Raw genomic sequence first — 18,440 nt, forward strand, 5'->3', positions numbered from 1 at the left:
TCAAAACCCAATTTACAACAATAAGAAAAGGTTTATGCCGTTACAACAATACAAAAAGCGATTAAAAACAACTTTTTTTATCGCATTATGCTTTTTCGCTTCAAGTTGTGGCTCTCCTACCGTTCCGAACGCTCTGTTGTCATTAATTGAGCGCGGTTCAATAAAGGTAGGCACGCTTTATGGCGCGGCGACTTATTATAATGGCGCCGAAGGTCCGCAAGGTTTTGAATATGAATTACTTGCCGGCTTTTCAGATTATGTCGGGGTAACGCTCGACTTATATCCTTTCTACAGTTACGACGCGATGCTAGAGCAACTTGCTGAAGGCAACCTAGATATTGTGGCCACAGGTGACGCGGTTACCGATGCCTTACTGATGCGCTTCACCTATGGTCCTGCATATCAAACTGTTGCGCAACACTTGGTATACCGCGCGGGCACCACACGACCTCGAGAACTTGATAGCCTTGTCGACCCTGTTGTAGCAGTGTCGGGAAGCAGTCAAGCGCAGCTACTTGCAGTATTAAACGGCGCTAGTGAATCCCTGTTAGTCACTACAGAAGATTCTGATGCCGAGGAACTGCTACAAAAAGTGGCTACAGGTGAAATTGCCTATACCCTTGCAGATAGTAACCGTCTTGCGCTGCAACGAAGACGACACCCTAATTTGGCCGTAGGCCTAACCGTACGAGAAGAAATGCCAATGGCATGGGCGCTAAACCCTGAATTAGATGATTCTATTAAAGCCGCCATTATTGAATATTTTGGTACCGTGCATCAATCAGGGTGGTTTACCGTATTAGAAGAAAAGTATTTTGGTCACATTAGGCAATTTGACTACGTAGACAGCCGTGCATTTAATCAATCCGCCGAGTCGCTGTTAAAAGATTACAAAAGTATGTTTCAGCAATATGCAGGTGATTTGGATTGGCGCCTATTAGCCGCAATGAGTTATCAAGAAAGCCACTGGGATCCTGATGCAATCTCTCGTACTGGCGTTCGCGGTTTAATGATGCTGACCATGGACACGGCTAATGACTGGGATGTTGAAGATCGTACCGACGCAGAACAAAGTATTCGCGGTGGCTCTCGCTACTTCGCCAGCTTATTAGGACGAATTCCTGCAAGAATTGGCGACCCGGATAGAACTTGGATGGCAATGGCGGCGTATAACCTTGGCCTAGGTCATTTAGAAGATGCCCGAATTCTTACAGAGCGTCAGGGCGGCAATCCAGATTTGTGGGTAGATGTAAAACAACGGCTTCCACAGCTAAGGCAAAAGAAGTACTACAGAACAACACGTTATGGGTACGCTCGGGGCGATGAAGCGCTTCAGTATGTAGACAATATTCGCCGATATTACGACAGTCTTCTTTGGCTAGATGAACAAGGAAGAATTTAGCTGGCGCCATATTGAATTTTGTCATTATGATGTCATCTAAGATAAGTAATATCGAATGTACCTAGCCTTTTCGGCTAGCTAAGGCATAAGTGCAGAAATGATGAAATGATGAAATGATGAAATGAAATCATGCCTTATTCAATTTCCCAATTTGTATTAACAAGGAGGGCAAAATGAAAAGAAACAAATTATTTAGGAAAGGAATAAAATTGAAAAATAATAATAGACGTAGAGTGATGCTAAAAAGAATGCATCAAAAAGTACTACAACGCCGCAAACTGTTTGTCACCAGTGAGATGTTTACTCAGTTGACCCGCAATTCTTAAGCGCCGCTTGTTTGGCTTTTTTATCTAGTTTTATCTGCGCTCGACGACGTTTAAAAAATGCTGAAATCTTATCAGCACAGTCGTCGGCCAACACCCCTGATATGACATCTACCTGATGATTGAGTGATGGATGGTTCAAAATATTCATCACTGACCCTGCCGCCCCAGTCTTAGCATCGCTGGCACCATATACCACTCGCTTAATTCTGGCGTGAACCAACATTCCTGCGCACATTGAACATGGCTCTAAAGTGACATAAAGCGTGGCATCGGTAGTACGGTAGTTTTGTAAGTGCTTTGCCGCCATTCTTACCGCATTCATTTCTGCGTGAGCGGAAGGATCGCTATCTGTGATAGGCGTATTCCACCCTTCACCAATTAATTCACCATTGTGTACAACACAAGCCCCTACCGGCACCTCTCCCATTGCTTCTGCTTTATCCGCTAGGCTAAGGGCGTGCTGCATCCACTTTGTATGCTTTACCATGCGTTTAGAGTTGTTAATTTCGTCATTCATTCGTTAATTTAACTAATTTTTTGTGAATTAGATTTTCACCAACATAATCCAATTAATAGAAATTACTATAAACAATTGATTTATAGTTAATTTATAACAATGGCAGCCATCTTGCTATCTTTGTTATAGACATACTTGCGAATTACAGAGTGATAACGTAAATACAAACTTGTCCATCGGCTTATTCTATATGAAGTAGCTCAAAAGCTTTAATGTACAGTTACGTATTTATTTACACTTTTTTCCCAAAAAGCGTATTTATAAGCGCTATAGTAACGAAAAAAGTGGGTTTAGCGTAGTCGCTTTGTAAGCTTGGCTTGTAGGAAAGAATACAATTTTTCACCTACACTGAGTGCAGAACAATTCAAAACAAACTGAAGGGAAAGTTCCATGAATATGACCGCCATTGCTATTGTTGCTATTATCGCTTGGGCTATTGTGAGCATCACAGACTCAGTAAAAACAAAAAAGTCGAATAAAGTATCTGACAAGGCATCGAAAGCTTATGAAGCCGAAATCGCATCACTCAAAGAACGGGTTTCTGTGCTTGAAAAAATTGTAACCGATGAAAAATACGACCTGAAAAAACAGTTTGCCGACTTGGAAAAAGACAAAGTTGCATAGGCTTTTTGTAAAACGCTTTTCCTAAGTGCCTTTTTGAAAGCGTGTTCGTACTTCGAATTTTTATCAGAACGGTCTAAAGCATTCTGTTGTCGGCTAGCTGCCTTCCAGTAGTTTTCTCTCAGCGCGTTCTACGCGCCGAGGTTTGCCGGCAATAACCAGCACATCATGGGGTTGCAACACAGCTTCATGGTCGGGATCTTTTACCTCGGTGCCATTTCTTCTTAATCCCCGTACACGAACCCGCATTTTGGCAAAGTCGATATCTTTAATTTTGCTTCCCATGCATGCAGCATGTTCTGAAAGCACCACAGCGTGTATGAATTCGAGTTTATCCTCAGTGCCGTAGCTAATTTCAGTCGTTTCCCCTGGGTAGAATCCATGCAAGTGATCGTAGCGTCCTTTTCGTTCCGCGCGAACACGCTTTAAGATTCGAGACATGGGCACACCGGCGTAATGCAGTACTTGAGAAATAAGCATCAAACTACCTTCTTGCAACTCGGGTACGACTTGATTTGCCCCCGCAGAATATAAACCATCTAACTGATAGTCTCGCTTAGTTCGCACCATAACATCTGCGGTGTTATCTATTTGATGGGTGCCACTAATAACTTGTTTTGCTTTATCAGGTTGGTCAAAGGTGACTAAGATAAGCTTTGCTTTTTCAACATTGGCGCTACTAAGAATGTCTTTTTTACTGGCATCGCCAAACAGCACTGGCTCACCAGCGTTCCTACTTTCATGCACACGAACTGGGTCCATATCAATCGCTATAAATGCAATGCCTTCCATCTTCAGCATGCGAGCTACCGATTGCCCCACCCTGCCAAAGCCACAAATCACAACATGGTTGGTTAAATCGTTATCCACTATTAACGTATTGTGCGCATTGTCTTCACTCTTATTGGCCACAATACGCTTTGCAAATACCAAACTGTTGTTCATTAACCAAGGCGTTAGCGCCATGCTCAATACCCCCATGCTCACAATGAGAGAAGATTGCCCAGTGGTAAGCACACCATAAGTGGTCGCCAATGCAGCAATAACGAAACTAAACTCGCCAATTTGACATAACTTAATACCCGCCGACCATGCATCCAGAGGATTAGTTTTCACAAACGCAGCGGCCATTCTTACCATAAGAATTTTGATAATCATCAGCCCAACAACGCCAAGAACAATGGTAAAGAAGTTACTCCACAGCACATTTATATCGAGCTGCATGCCAACGGTAACGAAAAACAATCCCATTAAAATATCGCGAAAGGGGCGAATATCGGCTTCAAGTTGGTATTTGTATTGGCTCTCCCCTAGCATCATTCCCGCAAGGAAAGCCCCTAGCGCCATCGATAACCCAAAGTAATAGGTTAGGCCGCCAGCCAATAGCGCGATTAAAATTGTGGTAAGAACAAAGAGCTCATCGGTGCGGGTTTTGGCTATTTCTCTAAAGACCCAAGGCAACACCCACTTGCCTACCGACATTAAAAACGCGATGACAAATATACCTTTTAACAAGGCTTCACCTAAGGCAAACGCAATGCTCACCTCGCCGCTTTGAGCAAGCAAGGGAATAGCAATAAGGAATGGAACAACGGCAAGGTCTTGAAATAGCAGAATACTAACAGCCAGCTGGGTTCTTCTGTTATTGAGAATACCCATTTCAGTTGCTTGTTTGATGACTATAGCGGTAGAGCTTAGTGCCAGCGCTCCACCAATAATAATGGAAGCTTTGATAGGTAACCCGAATAAATAAGGAATGCTGGTAAATACAGCGGTGGTCAGCAGCATTTGACCACCCCCAACGCCAAATACTAATGAGCGCATGGCCACTAGCTTTGGTAGGGAAAATTCCAGCCCTAGTGAGAAGAGCAAAAAAACGATGCCGGTTTCAGCCAGCAAATGCATTTCTTGAGGGTGAGCGAAAAGCGCAAAGAGCTGTGGGCCCGCTAATATACCTGCAAATAAATACGCTAAAATTGGCGGTAAATGGATGCGCTTAAAAATAGCCACACTACAAACGGCAATAAACATTAACGCGATCACGTTCAAAAAACCGGCACTCACTTCACATCTCCCTACCGTTAATTTGAGGCTTTAATGTTCCGCGCTGGTTAAAACTTACGCACATCTAAATTAAAATACGACTGAACATCAAAGTATTACAGCAGCCCTAGCGACCCTACATTTTTAATAGCCTATATCGCAAAGCAATATTGCAGGAATTGGCATTAAGCTTGCTAATACCTACTAACAAATTAGCATAAGCGGCAAATTTTGACACTTTCCACTTATGTATATTTTTCCGTATTGCTAAAGGGGCATTTCCGTGGATTTCTCTACTACTATCTACGATAGCACACAACATGACAATTTTTATCCTCCTGCTAGCACGGGTCAGGCGTTATCTGCCAGTGAAATAACCTCCTTCATCAGCGAGATTTTGTCTACGTTGGAATTGGAAAAGCTTGGTGAAATTTACTTTCGCCAATTGAATGGTTTTTTCTCATTGACCGGTTTAAGCTTATCGGATTTAGACACCCGTTGGGTATACGGAAATGCCAAACTATCGTCAACACTTGTGGCGATACCATTGCCAGGTGTTACCTCTCAGGAAGGTAAACCCGCAACTGCGCATTATTATTTCGCAGTACCGCTTTCCCTTTCTGAACGTAATGCACTAGAGCAACTTCATGAACTATTTGCTAAACAAGTCGCTCAAGCACAATCTTTTTTACGCCTACACCAGATGACGACTAAAGACGTGCTAACTGGCTTGGGGAATCGCTCAGGCTTCGATCAGGCACTAATACGTCAGTTAGGATGGGCTCAGCGTCACGAGGAAGGCTTTTCATTGCTTGTCATAGACTTAGATAATTTCAAATCGGTTAATGACAGCCACGGTCACCGAGAAGGTGATAACGTTTTAGTCCATGTAGCGTCTCAGTTACAACAAGTACTAAGAGATGAAGATGAAGCATTTCGATTTGGTGGCGACGAGTTCTGCTGCCTTTTAGATTGCCAAACACAATTTCAGTTAGAATGTGCCGCATCGCGTATTCAGCTTAGTATCAACCAATCAAGTTACTTAAGACGCATGAATGTATCGTGCAGTTTAGGTGGCGCTATTTACCGTGAGGGTGACGATACCGGTAAGCTTTTTGACCGCGCCGATGCTGCGTTATACAAAGTGAAGCAATCTGGTAAAAATAACTACTTAGCCGCTTAAGCCACGGGGGTCGTATACCCCGTTAATGACGCTTATTGCGCGTTCGATGAAAACGATAGTAGCAGTCATAGCGAGGGCGATGTTCATAGCGGGGCGATGTTAGTGTTAGCACCCTGCAAAAAACTACGGCAAGTACCTCATCGGAATATTGGTAGCTAATTGAGTGTTTATTGCGGCAGAGGCTGCATGCGTTTTAACATATATTAGCTATAACAAATATATCTAAGCAAATAAGCGTGTTTTGGCACGGTGGTTATTTAATAAATTCACATCTTTGCCCACTGGCAAATATTTGCCGACTCTGCCACCTTATTACTCACGAATATAGACTTTAGTCTATATTCACTAGTTCAACGGTTATTGTCGATGGCATGGTGTTCAAAGTAACAACTTTCTGATTTACGACCAACGCAACCACCTCATCATCTAAAAAGAGTAGAGGCACTTCGGCTCTCTCCCACGTAGGGACTTTCCATTGCTTAAACCAATCTTTAAGTAACTTCGATACCTGTGCACTTTTGGGTTTTACGCGAAGCCCCTTCACGCCAGTTTTAATCATTACTGCGCCCAATGCGTTATGGACCACCCTTAATGTTAGTGGTTCTCTCAACCAATACAGTTCGGTGTCGACACTATCTGTTATGTCCATGGCTTGCGGTACTTGAGTGTTGCGCTTTGATAGCCAGTATAGGTCATTATTGAACCTGGCGAGCTTGCCCCAAGAAAACGACACTTCTGGCGCAGCATCTTGTTTCGCCATTAGCATATTTTCTATTTGCATTAGTTGCGCTTGAGAGGGAAGCAACGCTGATTGTTTTGAAAACCATTGGCGCAATACGGCTCGTTGCCAGTTTTTAGATAAGGTAAGCAGCTCTGCGCCTTTTAACTGAGTATCTGTCACTAAGCACTGACTAAGATATATTTCAGCCTGCTCTGTTACTAAGGCCGTTTGCTCTGCACATAGCTGGGCACTTCTTAGTGCAGTATTGGATAATTGAGGCCATCGCTCAGATAACGCAGGGATAATCTGATTGCGGAGGAAATTACGATCGTAGCGATCATCGGCATTTGACTCATCATTGACCCACTGCAAATCAAGGCGATTCGCGGCATCAACAATATCGCTTTTCTGAAGTGCTAACATGGGACGAAGGGTAAGTACCCCATTTCGCCATTGTTGCGCTCCCATGCCTGACAACCCTTGTGGCCCCGCACCGCGCTTTAACTGCAACAGTACAGTTTCTAGTTGATCTTCAGCGTGTTGTCCTAATAAGAGTACCCCATTGTGGGTATGGCAAAACTCATGAAGCACTTTATAGCGTGCATCTCTGGCTTCAGCTTCAAGACTCTTACGAGCGCCATTATCAACGGCAACGTGGTAATGCGTAAGCGGAATCGATAATTTGTCGCATTCAGATTGGCAGTGGCGTAACCACGTATCGGCATTATTGCTCAACCCATGATGTATATGAACGGCATGCACTGGTGTAGAAGTTTGCTTGCGAAAGACATGCAAGGCGTGAAGTAATAAAGAGGAGTCCACCCCTCCGCTGTAAGCAACAACGAGAAGAGGTGGCGCTCTAAATGAAGTATCAGCAAGTGCTGCGGTGATAGACTCGCAGATGTGATTTACAATCTCACTCACTTGCTAGGCTCATTCTACTCGCTTCGTTTAACTAGCAGTAGCCGAAAGACATAAGGCGTTGATAACGCTCTTCCATCAAGTCGGCGGTATCTAAGCTCTTAAGTTGACTTAATTGCTGTTTAAGCACGGCTTTTAAGTTCGCAGCCATACTAGTATGGTCTCGGTGAGCGCCGCCTAACGGCTCTTCAACAATACTATTAATTAAGCCAAGCTCTTTAATCTGGCCTGCACTTACGCCCATTGCTTCTGCGGCTAATGGTGCTTTTTCTGCACTTTTCCACAAAATTGACGCACAACCTTCCGGCGAAATAACCGAGTACGTGGAATACTGAAGCATATTCACACGATCACCCACACCTATCGCTAAAGCACCACCAGAACCACCTTCACCAATAACGGTACAAATGATGGGCACCGTAAGTTCTGCCATTTCAAACAGATTTTTCGCGATAGCCTCACTTTGACCGCGCTCTTCAGCGCCCACACCTGGGTAAGCCCCGGGGGTATCGATGAAAGTAATAATTGGTAAATTGAAACGCTCTGCCATTTTCATCAAACGGAGTGCTTTACGATAACCTTCAGGTTTAGGCATACCAAAGTTACGTTTAATTTTTTCGTTGGTGTCGCGCCCTTTTTGATGCCCAATCACCATCACAGGTTGCCCATCTAACATAGCTGGGCCGCCAAGAATGGCTTTGTCGTCAGCGAAAGCTCTATCACCCGCTAATTCATCGAAGTCGGTAAAAATACGCGGAATGTAATCTAGCGTATAAGGGCGCATAGGGTGACGGGCCAGTTGTGATACTTGCCACGCGCCTAAGTCAGAAAAAATCTTTTTTGTTAGCTCTGCGCTTTTACCACGCAGCTTGTTAATATCTTCTTCAATACCAACATCGAATTCACCGCCTTGATTTACTAACCTAAGCTCTTCAATTTTTGCTTCTAATTCGGCTATCGGCTGTTCAAAGTCCAAAAACTGTATACTCATTGTATGTCCTATTCGTACTGCGCTTGTCAATGCCAACGCGAGATAGTCAATCTATCGAACTCTACCCATTAATGGTAGAGGATTGAAACGGCTTTTTCTCCCAAACATTGTTTGAGATCGTGCAAAAGTTGATCTTCTGGTGTAACAAACCACCGTGCACCGCACGTAATCAGTGCTTCAGCATCAGGATGGGTTACTAATAAATGCACCGGGCAACTTCCGCCTTTAAAGGCCTGCAAGATAGATTGCATTTGATTAATCTTTTTCGGTTCAAGCAACTGGGTCTCAACATTTAACGCCAATGCTCTCGCGTTTTTCTCCCGTGCTTGAACAATGTCCATTACATCACGGGCGGTGATTGTATTGCCCCCAGAGAAATCATCAAAGCTGACCTGTCCCTTTATAAGCAATATTTTGTCAGTTTCTAGCATAGATTCATACTGTTCGAAGGTATCTGGGAAAAAACGAGCGTCTATTCGCGCGCTTTTATCATCAAGTGTGACAATAGCCCAGCGTCTTCCCCGTTTATTGGTCATTACCCTAACCCCAAGCACTAGGCCAACTGCATTCGCCATTTGCTCCTTGCCTGTGGGTTTTAAGTCAACCAACCTTCCATCAGTGTAATGCCTAATTTCTTCTACGTATTGATTAATAGGGTGCCCTGTAAGGTATAAACCTAAGGTATCTTTTTCACCTTCCAACCATACTTTTTCTGGCCACAACGGAACATCGGCAAAAGCTTGCTCTACTTCATCAGGCTCAGTCGTTAGCAATCCGAACATGTCTGACTGCCCAAAGGATTCCGCTTTGGCATGCTGCCCTGCGGCTGCGATAGCATCAGGTAAAGATGCCATGAGTGCAGCCCTGTGAGGCCCTAAATTGTCTAACGCGCCGGCAAGTACTAGTTTTTCCAATACCCGTTTATTAACGCGCTTAATATCAATTTTTGCACAAAAATCGAATAAATCTTTAAACGCACCTTGGTTTTCTCTGGCTTCGATAATGGCTTCAATGGGGCCTTCACCTACCCCTTTAATGGCGCCAATGCCGTAAACAATTCTGCCTTTTTCATCGACGGTGAACTTATGCTTACCTGCATTTAAGTCAGGGGGTAATAATTCAAGACCCATTCGACTGCATTCATCAACCAAGGTAACGATTTTATCGGTGTTATCCATATCGGCCGACATTACCGCCGCCATGAATTCTGCAGGATAATGGGCTTTTAACCATAAGGTTTGATAAGACACCAAAGCATACGCAGCAGAGTGAGATTTGTTGAAACCATAACCTGCGAATTTTTCTACCAAGTCGAAAATTTTCATCGCCAAGTCTGGATCGATGTTGTTGTTCTTCGACCCTTCTGCGAACGCGCCACGTTGCTTTGCCATTTCCTCAGGCTTTTTCTTACCCATAGCTCGACGTAATAAATCGGCGCCACCTAGGGAATAGCCCGCCATTTCCTGCGCTATTTGCATAACTTGTTCTTGATACAAGATAATGCCGTAGGTAGGCTCCAGAATTTCTTGCAAACATTCGTGTTGGTATTCAGCATCGGGATAAGAAATAGCTTCACGGCCATGCTTACGGTCGATAAAGTTATCTACCATGCCCGACTGCAAAGGACCCGGTCTAAATAGGGCTACCAATGCGATAATATCTTCAAAACTATCTGGCTTAAGACGTTTTATTAGCTCTTTCATACCTCGGGATTCCAACTGGAACACCGCGGTAGTTTCCGCATTTAGCAGGGTACGAAAGCTTTTTGCATCCGCCAAAGGAATAGAGGTAATATCAATGTCAATACCCTTCCCTTCCTTCACCATATCAATGGCCCACTGGATAATGGTTAGCGTACGTAATCCAAGGAAGTCGAACTTGACTAGCCCTGCGGTTTCAACATCGTTTTTATCGAACTGAGTAACAGGGTTATTACCTTCATCGTCGCAGTATAGCGGCGCAAAATCGGTAATAGTGGTTGGCGCAATAACTACACCACCAGCGTGTTTACCTGCATTTCGCGTTACGCCTTCTAAAATGCGCGCCATATCGATGAGATCTTTAACCTCCTCGTCTTGGTCGTACACTTCGGGCAAACGAGGCTCGGCAGCAAACGCTTTTTCAAGGGTCATACCAGGGTCTGGTGGAATAAGCTTTGAAATACGGTCCACAAAACCGTAAGGGTGACCTAGTACTCGGCCCACATCGCGCACCACGGCTTTTGCCGCCATGGTACCAAAGGTAATAATCTGCGATACCGCCTGACGACCATAAAGCTCGGCAACGTGGTCGATAACTTCATCTCGTCTATCCATACAGAAATCAACATCGAAATCCGGCATTGATACCCGTTCTGGGTTAAGGAATCGTTCGAATAGCAAGTCGAATTCAAGCGGGTCGAGGTCGGTAATATCTAATGCGTAAGCCACTAGAGAGCCCGCACCAGAACCACGACCTGGGCCTACTGGAATATTGTTGTCCTTACTCCACTGAATGAACTCCATTACGATAAGGAAGTAGCCAGGGAAACCCATTTGGTTGATTACTTCTAACTCGATACGGAGCCTGTCGTCGTACTCGGGGCGTTTTTCTGCCCGTACTTGTTCATCAGGAAACAGAAACGCTAACCTGCGCTCAAGCCCTTCTTCCGACACTTTGACTAAGAAATCTTCAGTGGTCATGCCACCAGTAGGAAACTGGGGCAAAAAGTATTCGTCTAATCGTACTGTAACGTTGCATCGCTTAGCGATTTCAACCGTATTTTCTATGGCCTCAGGAATATCACTGAACAGCTCCACCATTTCTTCGCTGGTACGAAGATATTGCTGGTCGCTGTAACGTTTAGGTCGGCGAGTATCATCTAAGGTGTAGCCATCATGAATACATACTCGTATTTCATGCGCGTCAAAACCTTCTTTATTAATGAAGCACACTTCATTGGTTGCCACTACAGGCAAGCCTTCTCGCTCGGCACATTCTACCGCGCGATGTAAGTAATCTTCTTCACCAGGGCGACCAGTACGAATTAGCTCAAGATAAAAACGGTCTGGGAAATGGGTTTTATAGAAGGCCAATGATTCTGCCAACAAGCTGGTGTTATTTTTAGTCAGTGCAACACCAACATCCCCCAGTTGAGCACCAGAGAGTATGATTACGCCTTCTGCATGTTCAATAAGCCAGTCTTGATCGATTACCGCTCTATGCGCAACGTGACCTCGCAAGTAGGCCTTAGAAATAAGAACCGTAATGTTCTTATAGCCCTCGTTATTCATCGCAAGCAAGGTAAGACGGAACGGCTCATCGCCGAAGGCTTCATTGGTCACCCAGAAATCGGTACCAATAATAGGTTTAATGCCAAGCCCATGTGCGCCAGAATAAAACTTTACCAAACCACACATATTCATTTGGTCGGTAATCGCCACAGCAGGCATGTTGTACTCGGATACTTTGCCAAGTATGGGCTTAACCTTATTAAGCCCATCCATCATGGAGTAATCGCTGTGTACGCGTAAATGAATAAAAGGCGAGGACATAATTATTGAATCTCTTGTAGTAGTGCCTTAACTGGTTTAAAGCTTTTGCGATAACCATCAATCACGCCGTGGGTGGCGAGTGCTTCAAAATGCGCTTTTGTAGGATAACCTTTATGGCCAGCAAAACCATATTCTGGATGTAATTCATCCAATGCCAGCATATCGTTGTCACGTTCTACTTTGGCAATGATGGAAGCGGCAGAAATTTCAGCGTATAGACTATCGCCCTTAACCACAGCTTCTGCAGCATAAGGCCAATCAGGTAATCGATTACCATCAACCCGAACAAAGTCTGGCGTTACCGCTAAACCTTCCACAGCACGCTTCATGGCTAACATGGTAGCATGGAGAATATTGAGGGTGTCGATTTCTTCTGGTGTGGCGCGCCCTATATGCCAATAAAGCGCTTTCGCTTTTATTTCAGCGGCTAACGCAATACGTTTTTTTTCGCTGAGCTTTTTAGAGTCGGTTAACCCTACTATGGGGTTGGCAGGGTCGAGTATAACGGCGGCGGTTACCACATCCCCAACAAGTGGGCCTCTTCCAACTTCATCTACGCCGGCTATTAACTTATGCAAACAATTCCTCCACTACAGCTTGTGCTGCTGTTTTATCAGCATTGCATTTTAGCGTATGGTGGAGGTCGGTGAAACGGGAAATTAAGTCAGTGTTGTCACTGTCGAAATAAGTTAGGGCTTGCTGGCTTAATGTGTCTGGGTTGACGTCGTCTTGAAGCAGTTCTGGTACTAACGCTTCATTAGCCAATAAATTAGGTAAGGCGAAAAAAGGCGCTTTATACAAACGCTGCATAATTTTATAGGTTATTGGCGACAATTTATACGCCACTACCATGGGGCGTTTACACAGCATAGCTTCTAATGTAGCCGTGCCAGATGCGAGCAATATGACATCACTGGCAATCATGGCATCGCGAGACGTCCCCTCAGTAACGTGAATAGGCAGCCTTTCAGTTACGTTTTTAGCCTCTTTCAACATGCTATTAATTTGTTCTAGACGATGCATATTGGCAGCGGGGATCACAAATTCAATATCCGGTCTCTGCGCGGCAATTTTTTCCATCGTCTTAATAAAAATAGGCAGAAGCGTATCAACTTCACCACGGCGAGAACCTGGTAGTACCGCCAAAACCGCTTTATCGATAGGTAGATTGAGCATTTTGCGAGACGCTTGTTGGTCAGGTGTTAACGCTATGCTATCTGCCATAGTGTGACCAACAAAGGTATAAGGTACATCGTACTTATCATAAACTTGCTGCTCGAAAGGAAACAAACCCAGCACTCGCCCTGCCGCCTTGGCAATTTTATGTACCCGCTTTTCACGCCACGCCCAAATAGTTGGGCTAACGTAATGAATGGTTTTAATACCCTTCGCTTTAAGTTCTTTTTCTACCCGAAGGTTAAAATCAGGAGCATCTATGCCAACAAAAATATCAGGCGGGTTATTAGAGAAATGGGCGAGCAGCGCTTTTTTGACTTTTAAAATAGCGGGTAAATGGGACAGTACTTCCACTAAGCCCATTACAGATAAGGTTTCCATATCAAATAAGCTATGAAAACCTTGAGCCTGCATATTAGGCCCGCCTATCCCCTCAATAATTGCATCAGGGTATAAGCGTTTTAATTCGCCAACCATACCAGCGGCGAGTACATCGCCTGATGGCTCGCCTGCCACCATGGCGATACGCAAAGGTTTACTCATGATAGCGGGCTCATGTTATCTAATGATACCGCGCTCTGCGTTCTTTAAAAACGCAGTCATAAGTGCAACACCGCTAGAACCTGCTTCTTGCGAAGAAAGAACCTCTACCGCTTCGGCCACCGTGTTACCTTCACGGTAAATAACTTTATAGGCACGTTTAATCGCCATTATTTCATCTTTATCGAAACCGCGACGACGTAAACCTTCAGAGTTGATGCCCTGAGGAATATTTTTTGTACCGCTGACCATCACAAAAGGAGGTGTATCGCGAAGAATAATACCGCCAGCGCCTAAGAACGCATGTGCACCCACTTTACAAAATTGGTGAATACCAACCGCACCGCCCACAATAACGAAATCATCAATATGAACATGCCCGGCAACGGCAACGTTATTGGCTAAAATAATATCATTACCTAACACACAATCATGGGCAATGTGTGAATTAACCATAAACAAGCATCGTGAACCAATAATAGTTTCGCTGTTATCTTGAATGGTGCCACGATGCACAGTCACGCCTTCACGGAACTCGTTGTCATCACCAATAATTAAATTTGTGGGTTCACCAGCATATTTTTTGTCTTGGCAATCTTCACCAATAGATGAAAATTGATAGAAAGTATTATTCTTGCCAATGCGGGTGGTGCCGCGAACGACCACATGGGACTTCAATACACAGCCATCGCCAATCGTCACATCATCATCAATCACGCAAAATGGACCAATAGTGACGTTTTCGCCAATAGATGCTTTATCTGAAATTACCGCAGTAGGATGGATCACGTTAGGTCATCTCTCTCATTGCACACATAAACTCTGCAACACATACATTTTCGCCATCAACAGTTGCAACGCCTTTAAACTTCCAGATGCCCCGTCTTTCTTTTACCAAGGCAACATCAAACTCTAGTTTGTCTCCAGGTACAACAGGACGCTTAAATCGAGCGTTGTCAATTCCTGCATATAAATACAATTTATCATTTTGGCCCATGGTCTTAAAACCAAGAACGCCCGCGGCTTGTGCCATGGCTTCTAGAATCAGCACGCCTGGAAATATAGGGCGGCCTGGGAAGTGCCCGGTAAAGCAAGGCTCGTTAAAAGTGATATTTTTATACGCTTTAATTGATTCACCCAGAACGTAGTCTGTTACTCGATCAACCAACAGGAACGGGTATCTGTGAGGAAGTAACGACAGAATTTCCTGGATTTCTATGGTATTGAGTGAAGTGGTCAAAAACTATCTCCTATAGTGCAAGCATGACCTAAAAACTGTTTCATGGTCACAAACTCGCCGTAAATTACTAAAACGGCGGCAACCATACGCTGTTAGGCGCAAAAAACAAATCAGACCAACCCCTTTCGGGCGTTGGTCTGATGAAATTAGCGACAAACTGTAAGCATTTCTGCCTTAGTTTACTTTGCTAACCTGTTCTAATACTTGCTCTGACATGTCGTATTGTTCTTTTACGAAAGGCGTTGCCGTTGCGTTAAGTACAATGTCATAACCTTGTTTAGCGGCAACTGAATCAATTGCTTGCTTGATAAGGCTGAATAATTTGTTTTGTTCTTCGTTGCTACGACGCTGAATGTTTTGCTTAAGCGGTTGTGCTTTTTCTGCTAACTCTTCACGTACAGCCAACATTTTTTGCTCAAGCTCTTTCTTTTCTTGAGCGCTCATTGTTGCTGCGTCGCGTTGAAGACGTTCTGCGAAGAACTGACCATCACGTTGAAGTTGATTAACTTCTTCGATGCGGTCTTTAAACTCCACCTGAATGGCGTTTTGGATTTCAGCAGCCTGAGGCATAGCTTGAAAAATGCCCTGAACATCAACAACAGCAATTTTTTGCTCTGCCATTACTGAAGTACTAACTAGTGCGCTACCAAGCATTGCACCTGCAACAATATGTTTAACCAACTGTTTCAAAAGGAACTCCTTTTATCCATCTTTTTATCTGGGTGCCAATGGCCCCGTTTAATATTTTAGAATGTCTGACCGATATTAAAGGTGAAGAATTTAGCATCATCACCCTCACGTTCTTGAATAGCTCTTGAGAAGCTAAATACCATCGGTCCCATTGGTGAAATCCATTGTACCGAAATACCAGCAGAACTACGATACAGTGACCAATCAGAATAGTCTACCAATGAACCATACTGAGTACTAGATTGACTAAAGTCTTTATATTGGTCGTAATCGAACTCAGTATCCCACACGTTGCCCACATCCACAAATAGACTGGTTCGTACCGAGTTATCCATATCTGCTTCCACAAAAGGTGTGGGAACAATTAACTCAAGACCACCTAGTGCCATGGCGTTACCACCAAGGCTGCGGCTTGATAATGTAATTACATCATCAATAGGGTCGGTTGGGTACACTTCGCCATCAGGGCCTGTTAAAGAGCCACTTGGCGAGCGAATGATACCACGCGGACCTACGGTGTTGTTTTCAAATCCACGAAGTGAATCCGAACCACCTGCGGTGAAGTTTTCGGTAAATGGCAATATTTGCTCGTTACCGTCTACATCGCCATAGCCGTTACCGTAACCCATTCTAATTCTTGCAAGTACTGACCAACGCTGATTTCTAGACAGTGGGAAATACCACTTCCCATCAAACAAGGTTTTGAAGTAGTTTACATCTGAATTAGGTGTAGTGATACTAAATGAGGCACGCTGTGACGAGCCAGCCGTAGGGAATAAACCACGGTTTAATGTACTACGACTCCAACTTACGCTGGCAAGATAGCTATGGTATTTAATGGGCGCATCAGGATCATCTCCGTCAAGGAACTGATTATAAAACTGTTCCGTTTGCTCATAATAACCACGGTTATAAAGCTCTACGTTGCTGTACGTTAGCCCGAAGTTGATTCGGTTAAATTCATTTATCGGATAACCGACATTTGCACCTACAGACCACTGCTTAGAGTTGTACTGGATAACGTTAAAGTCTGAGCCATCAAATTCACTATACCCTAATGAACCCCCTAAGCTTATGCCATCAATAGTAAAATACGGGTCGTTATACGTGATTTGTGCTGAACGTTGATAAGAAACCGTACTTAAGTTCAAGCCTACACGCTTACCTGTACCCAAGAAGTTATCTTGCTGTATACCCGCTTGAAGGCTTAACTTGGTTTGGTCACCGTAACCGATACCTGCGTTAAATGAGCCAGAAGGTTGCTCTTTAACGTTGAAGTTAACGTCTACTTGATCGTCTTGGCCTGGAATTCGAATGGTTTCAAACTCAACCTCTTCCATATACGTCAAACGAGATAATTGGTTCTTGGATGACTCAAGTAAGTTATTTGATAACCATGTACCTTCCATTTGGCTTACGTTCTGACGTAACACGTTATCAGCAGTAACCACGTTACCGTTGAATTTAATACGTTTAACGTAGATACGTTTACCAGGGTCAACAGACAGTGTCAGCTTAACCGTTTTATCTTCATCGTTGATGTTTGGTACTGTGGTCACTGTTGGATAAGCGTAACCAAATCGACCAAGGTACTTACTAATAAACTCTTCTGTATAAGTCACTTCAGCTTGGTTATAAAGCTCACCTGGCGTAAGTGGCAATACACGCTGAATATATTCTTCATGTCCAAGCACATCACCCACTAGTTCCACTTCTGAAATAGTGTATTGCTCGCCTTCACTTACGTTCATTGCAACGTAAATGCCCGACTTTTCAGGAGTCATAGATACTTGTGTAGAATCAACATTAAAGCGGAGGTAACCACGATCTAAATAGTGGTTACGTAGTGATTCCATATCACCTTGCAACGTTTGTTGCTGATAGCGAGTTTCTGACAAGAAATCCCACCATGGTGTATCGAACTGTAGCTCGAACTGATCCATCAACTCTGCATCAGTAAAAATCTCGTTACCAACGATGTTGATTTGTTGAATTTTAGCCGCATCACCTTCTTCAAAAAGTAATTTCAAATCGACACGATTTCGAGGAAGCGGTGTAATAATCGCTGTTACGTCAGCGTTATATTTACCAATGCTGTAAAAGAAATCTTTCAAGCCATTTTCAATTGACGTTAGAACGGTTTTATCTAAAGGCTCGCCTAAGCGTACGCCATTGCCATCTAAGCTTTCTTGGAGCTGCTCATCTTTAATATCATCGTTGCCCTCAAAAATAATGTTACTTATTGTGGGCCGTTCGGCTACGCGTACTACCAATGTGTTGCCGTCACGCAGAATTTCGACGTTCTCGAAATGCGTTGATGAGTACAGAGAACGGATAAGCTGAGTTACCCGGAAGGTATTTAGCTCATCACCAACCTGAACTGGCAAATAGGTTAAGGCTGCACCTAGTGCTACCCGTTGTAGACCTTCTACTCGAATATCTTCTACAACGAATTCACTATTCTGCGCCGCAGCATTGGCAAAGCTAGCACTGGAAAAAATGGCTCCGGCTGCTACTAACTGTTTTAACTTCATCT

General features: G+C 44.0%; 14 protein-coding genes. 3 read left to right on the forward strand and 11 right to left on the reverse strand.

The window, feature by feature from the left end; translation table 11 throughout:
• Positions 1-34: 34 nt before the first annotated feature.
• Complete coding sequence (gene mltF / locus C7Y69_RS05220) at positions 35-1,402, forward strand: membrane-bound lytic murein transglycosylase MltF (RefSeq protein WP_013785168.1); 1,368 nt, start codon at positions 35-37, stop codon at positions 1,400-1,402.
• A 300-nt stretch (positions 1,403-1,702) separates the two neighbouring features.
• Here mltF and tadA read toward each other — a convergent pair whose 3' ends face one another.
• The gene (gene tadA, locus C7Y69_RS05225) at positions 1,703-2,245 is read right to left on the reverse strand and encodes a tRNA adenosine(34) deaminase TadA (RefSeq protein WP_126872023.1); all 543 of its coding nucleotides are present in this window, start codon (positions 2,243-2,245) and stop codon (positions 1,703-1,705) included.
• Positions 2,246-2,635: 390 nt separating this feature from the next.
• Between tadA and C7Y69_RS05230 the strand changes: the two genes are divergently transcribed.
• Positions 2,636-2,869, forward strand: a complete 234-nt coding sequence (locus tag C7Y69_RS05230; RefSeq protein ID WP_013785170.1) for a hypothetical protein — start codon at positions 2,636-2,638, stop codon at positions 2,867-2,869.
• Positions 2,870-2,962: 93 nt separating this feature from the next.
• Here C7Y69_RS05230 and C7Y69_RS05235 read toward each other — a convergent pair whose 3' ends face one another.
• Positions 2,963-4,930, reverse strand: coding sequence for a cation:proton antiporter (locus C7Y69_RS05235; protein ID WP_013785171.1), 1,968 nt, complete (start codon positions 4,928-4,930; stop codon positions 2,963-2,965).
• A gap of 262 nt (positions 4,931-5,192) precedes the next feature.
• Here C7Y69_RS05235 and C7Y69_RS05240 point away from each other — a divergent pair, with 262 nt between their 5' ends.
• The gene (locus C7Y69_RS05240) at positions 5,193-6,092 is read left to right on the forward strand and encodes a GGDEF domain-containing protein (RefSeq protein WP_013785172.1); all 900 of its coding nucleotides are present in this window, start codon (positions 5,193-5,195) and stop codon (positions 6,090-6,092) included.
• Between the two features lie 331 nt (positions 6,093-6,423).
• On the opposite strand, the gene tilS is transcribed toward C7Y69_RS05240, so the two are convergent.
• From tilS to bamA, 9 genes are all read right to left on the reverse strand, one after another.
• A complete protein-coding gene (gene tilS, locus C7Y69_RS05245; RefSeq protein ID WP_126872024.1) occupies positions 6,424-7,737 on the reverse strand; it encodes a tRNA lysidine(34) synthetase TilS in 1,314 nt (437 codons plus the stop codon).
• A 31-nt stretch (positions 7,738-7,768) separates the two neighbouring features.
• Positions 7,769-8,725, reverse strand: a complete 957-nt coding sequence (gene accA, locus C7Y69_RS05250; protein ID WP_013785174.1) for an acetyl-CoA carboxylase carboxyl transferase subunit alpha — start codon at positions 8,723-8,725, stop codon at positions 7,769-7,771.
• A 68-nt stretch (positions 8,726-8,793) separates the two neighbouring features.
• The gene (dnaE, locus tag C7Y69_RS05255) at positions 8,794-12,258 is read right to left on the reverse strand and encodes a DNA polymerase III subunit alpha (protein ID WP_126872025.1); all 3,465 of its coding nucleotides are present in this window, start codon (positions 12,256-12,258) and stop codon (positions 8,794-8,796) included.
• A gap of 2 nt (positions 12,259-12,260) precedes the next feature.
• Positions 12,261-12,836: a ribonuclease HII gene (gene rnhB / locus C7Y69_RS05260; RefSeq protein WP_013785176.1), complete on the reverse strand. Its 576-nt coding sequence runs from the start codon at positions 12,834-12,836 to the stop codon at positions 12,261-12,263.
• Positions 12,829-13,977: a lipid-A-disaccharide synthase gene (gene lpxB, locus C7Y69_RS05265; RefSeq protein WP_013785177.1), complete on the reverse strand. Its 1,149-nt coding sequence runs from the start codon at positions 13,975-13,977 to the stop codon at positions 12,829-12,831. Before lpxB ends, rnhB begins: the two co-directional genes overlap by 8 nt.
• A 15-nt stretch (positions 13,978-13,992) precedes the next feature.
• Entirely contained in the window at positions 13,993-14,763 is a 771-nt protein-coding gene (lpxA, locus tag C7Y69_RS05270) for an acyl-ACP--UDP-N-acetylglucosamine O-acyltransferase (protein ID WP_126872026.1), read from the reverse strand.
• Position 14,764: 1 nt separating this feature from the next.
• Entirely contained in the window at positions 14,765-15,214 is a 450-nt protein-coding gene (gene fabZ, locus C7Y69_RS05275; RefSeq protein ID WP_013785179.1) for a 3-hydroxyacyl-ACP dehydratase FabZ, read from the reverse strand.
• 174 nt (positions 15,215-15,388) lie between these two features.
• Positions 15,389-15,904: an OmpH family outer membrane protein gene (locus C7Y69_RS05280; protein WP_013785180.1), complete on the reverse strand. Its 516-nt coding sequence runs from the start codon at positions 15,902-15,904 to the stop codon at positions 15,389-15,391.
• A 56-nt stretch (positions 15,905-15,960) separates the two neighbouring features.
• The gene (gene bamA / locus C7Y69_RS05285) at positions 15,961-18,438 is read right to left on the reverse strand and encodes an outer membrane protein assembly factor BamA (RefSeq protein ID WP_126872027.1); all 2,478 of its coding nucleotides are present in this window, start codon (positions 18,436-18,438) and stop codon (positions 15,961-15,963) included.
• Positions 18,439-18,440 lie beyond the last annotated feature (2 nt).

Origin of the sequence: Alteromonas sp. KS69, from assembly GCF_003989595.1 — a bacterium.
In the GTDB taxonomy this organism is placed as follows: Bacteria; Pseudomonadota; Gammaproteobacteria; order Enterobacterales; family Alteromonadaceae; genus Alteromonas; species Alteromonas naphthalenivorans.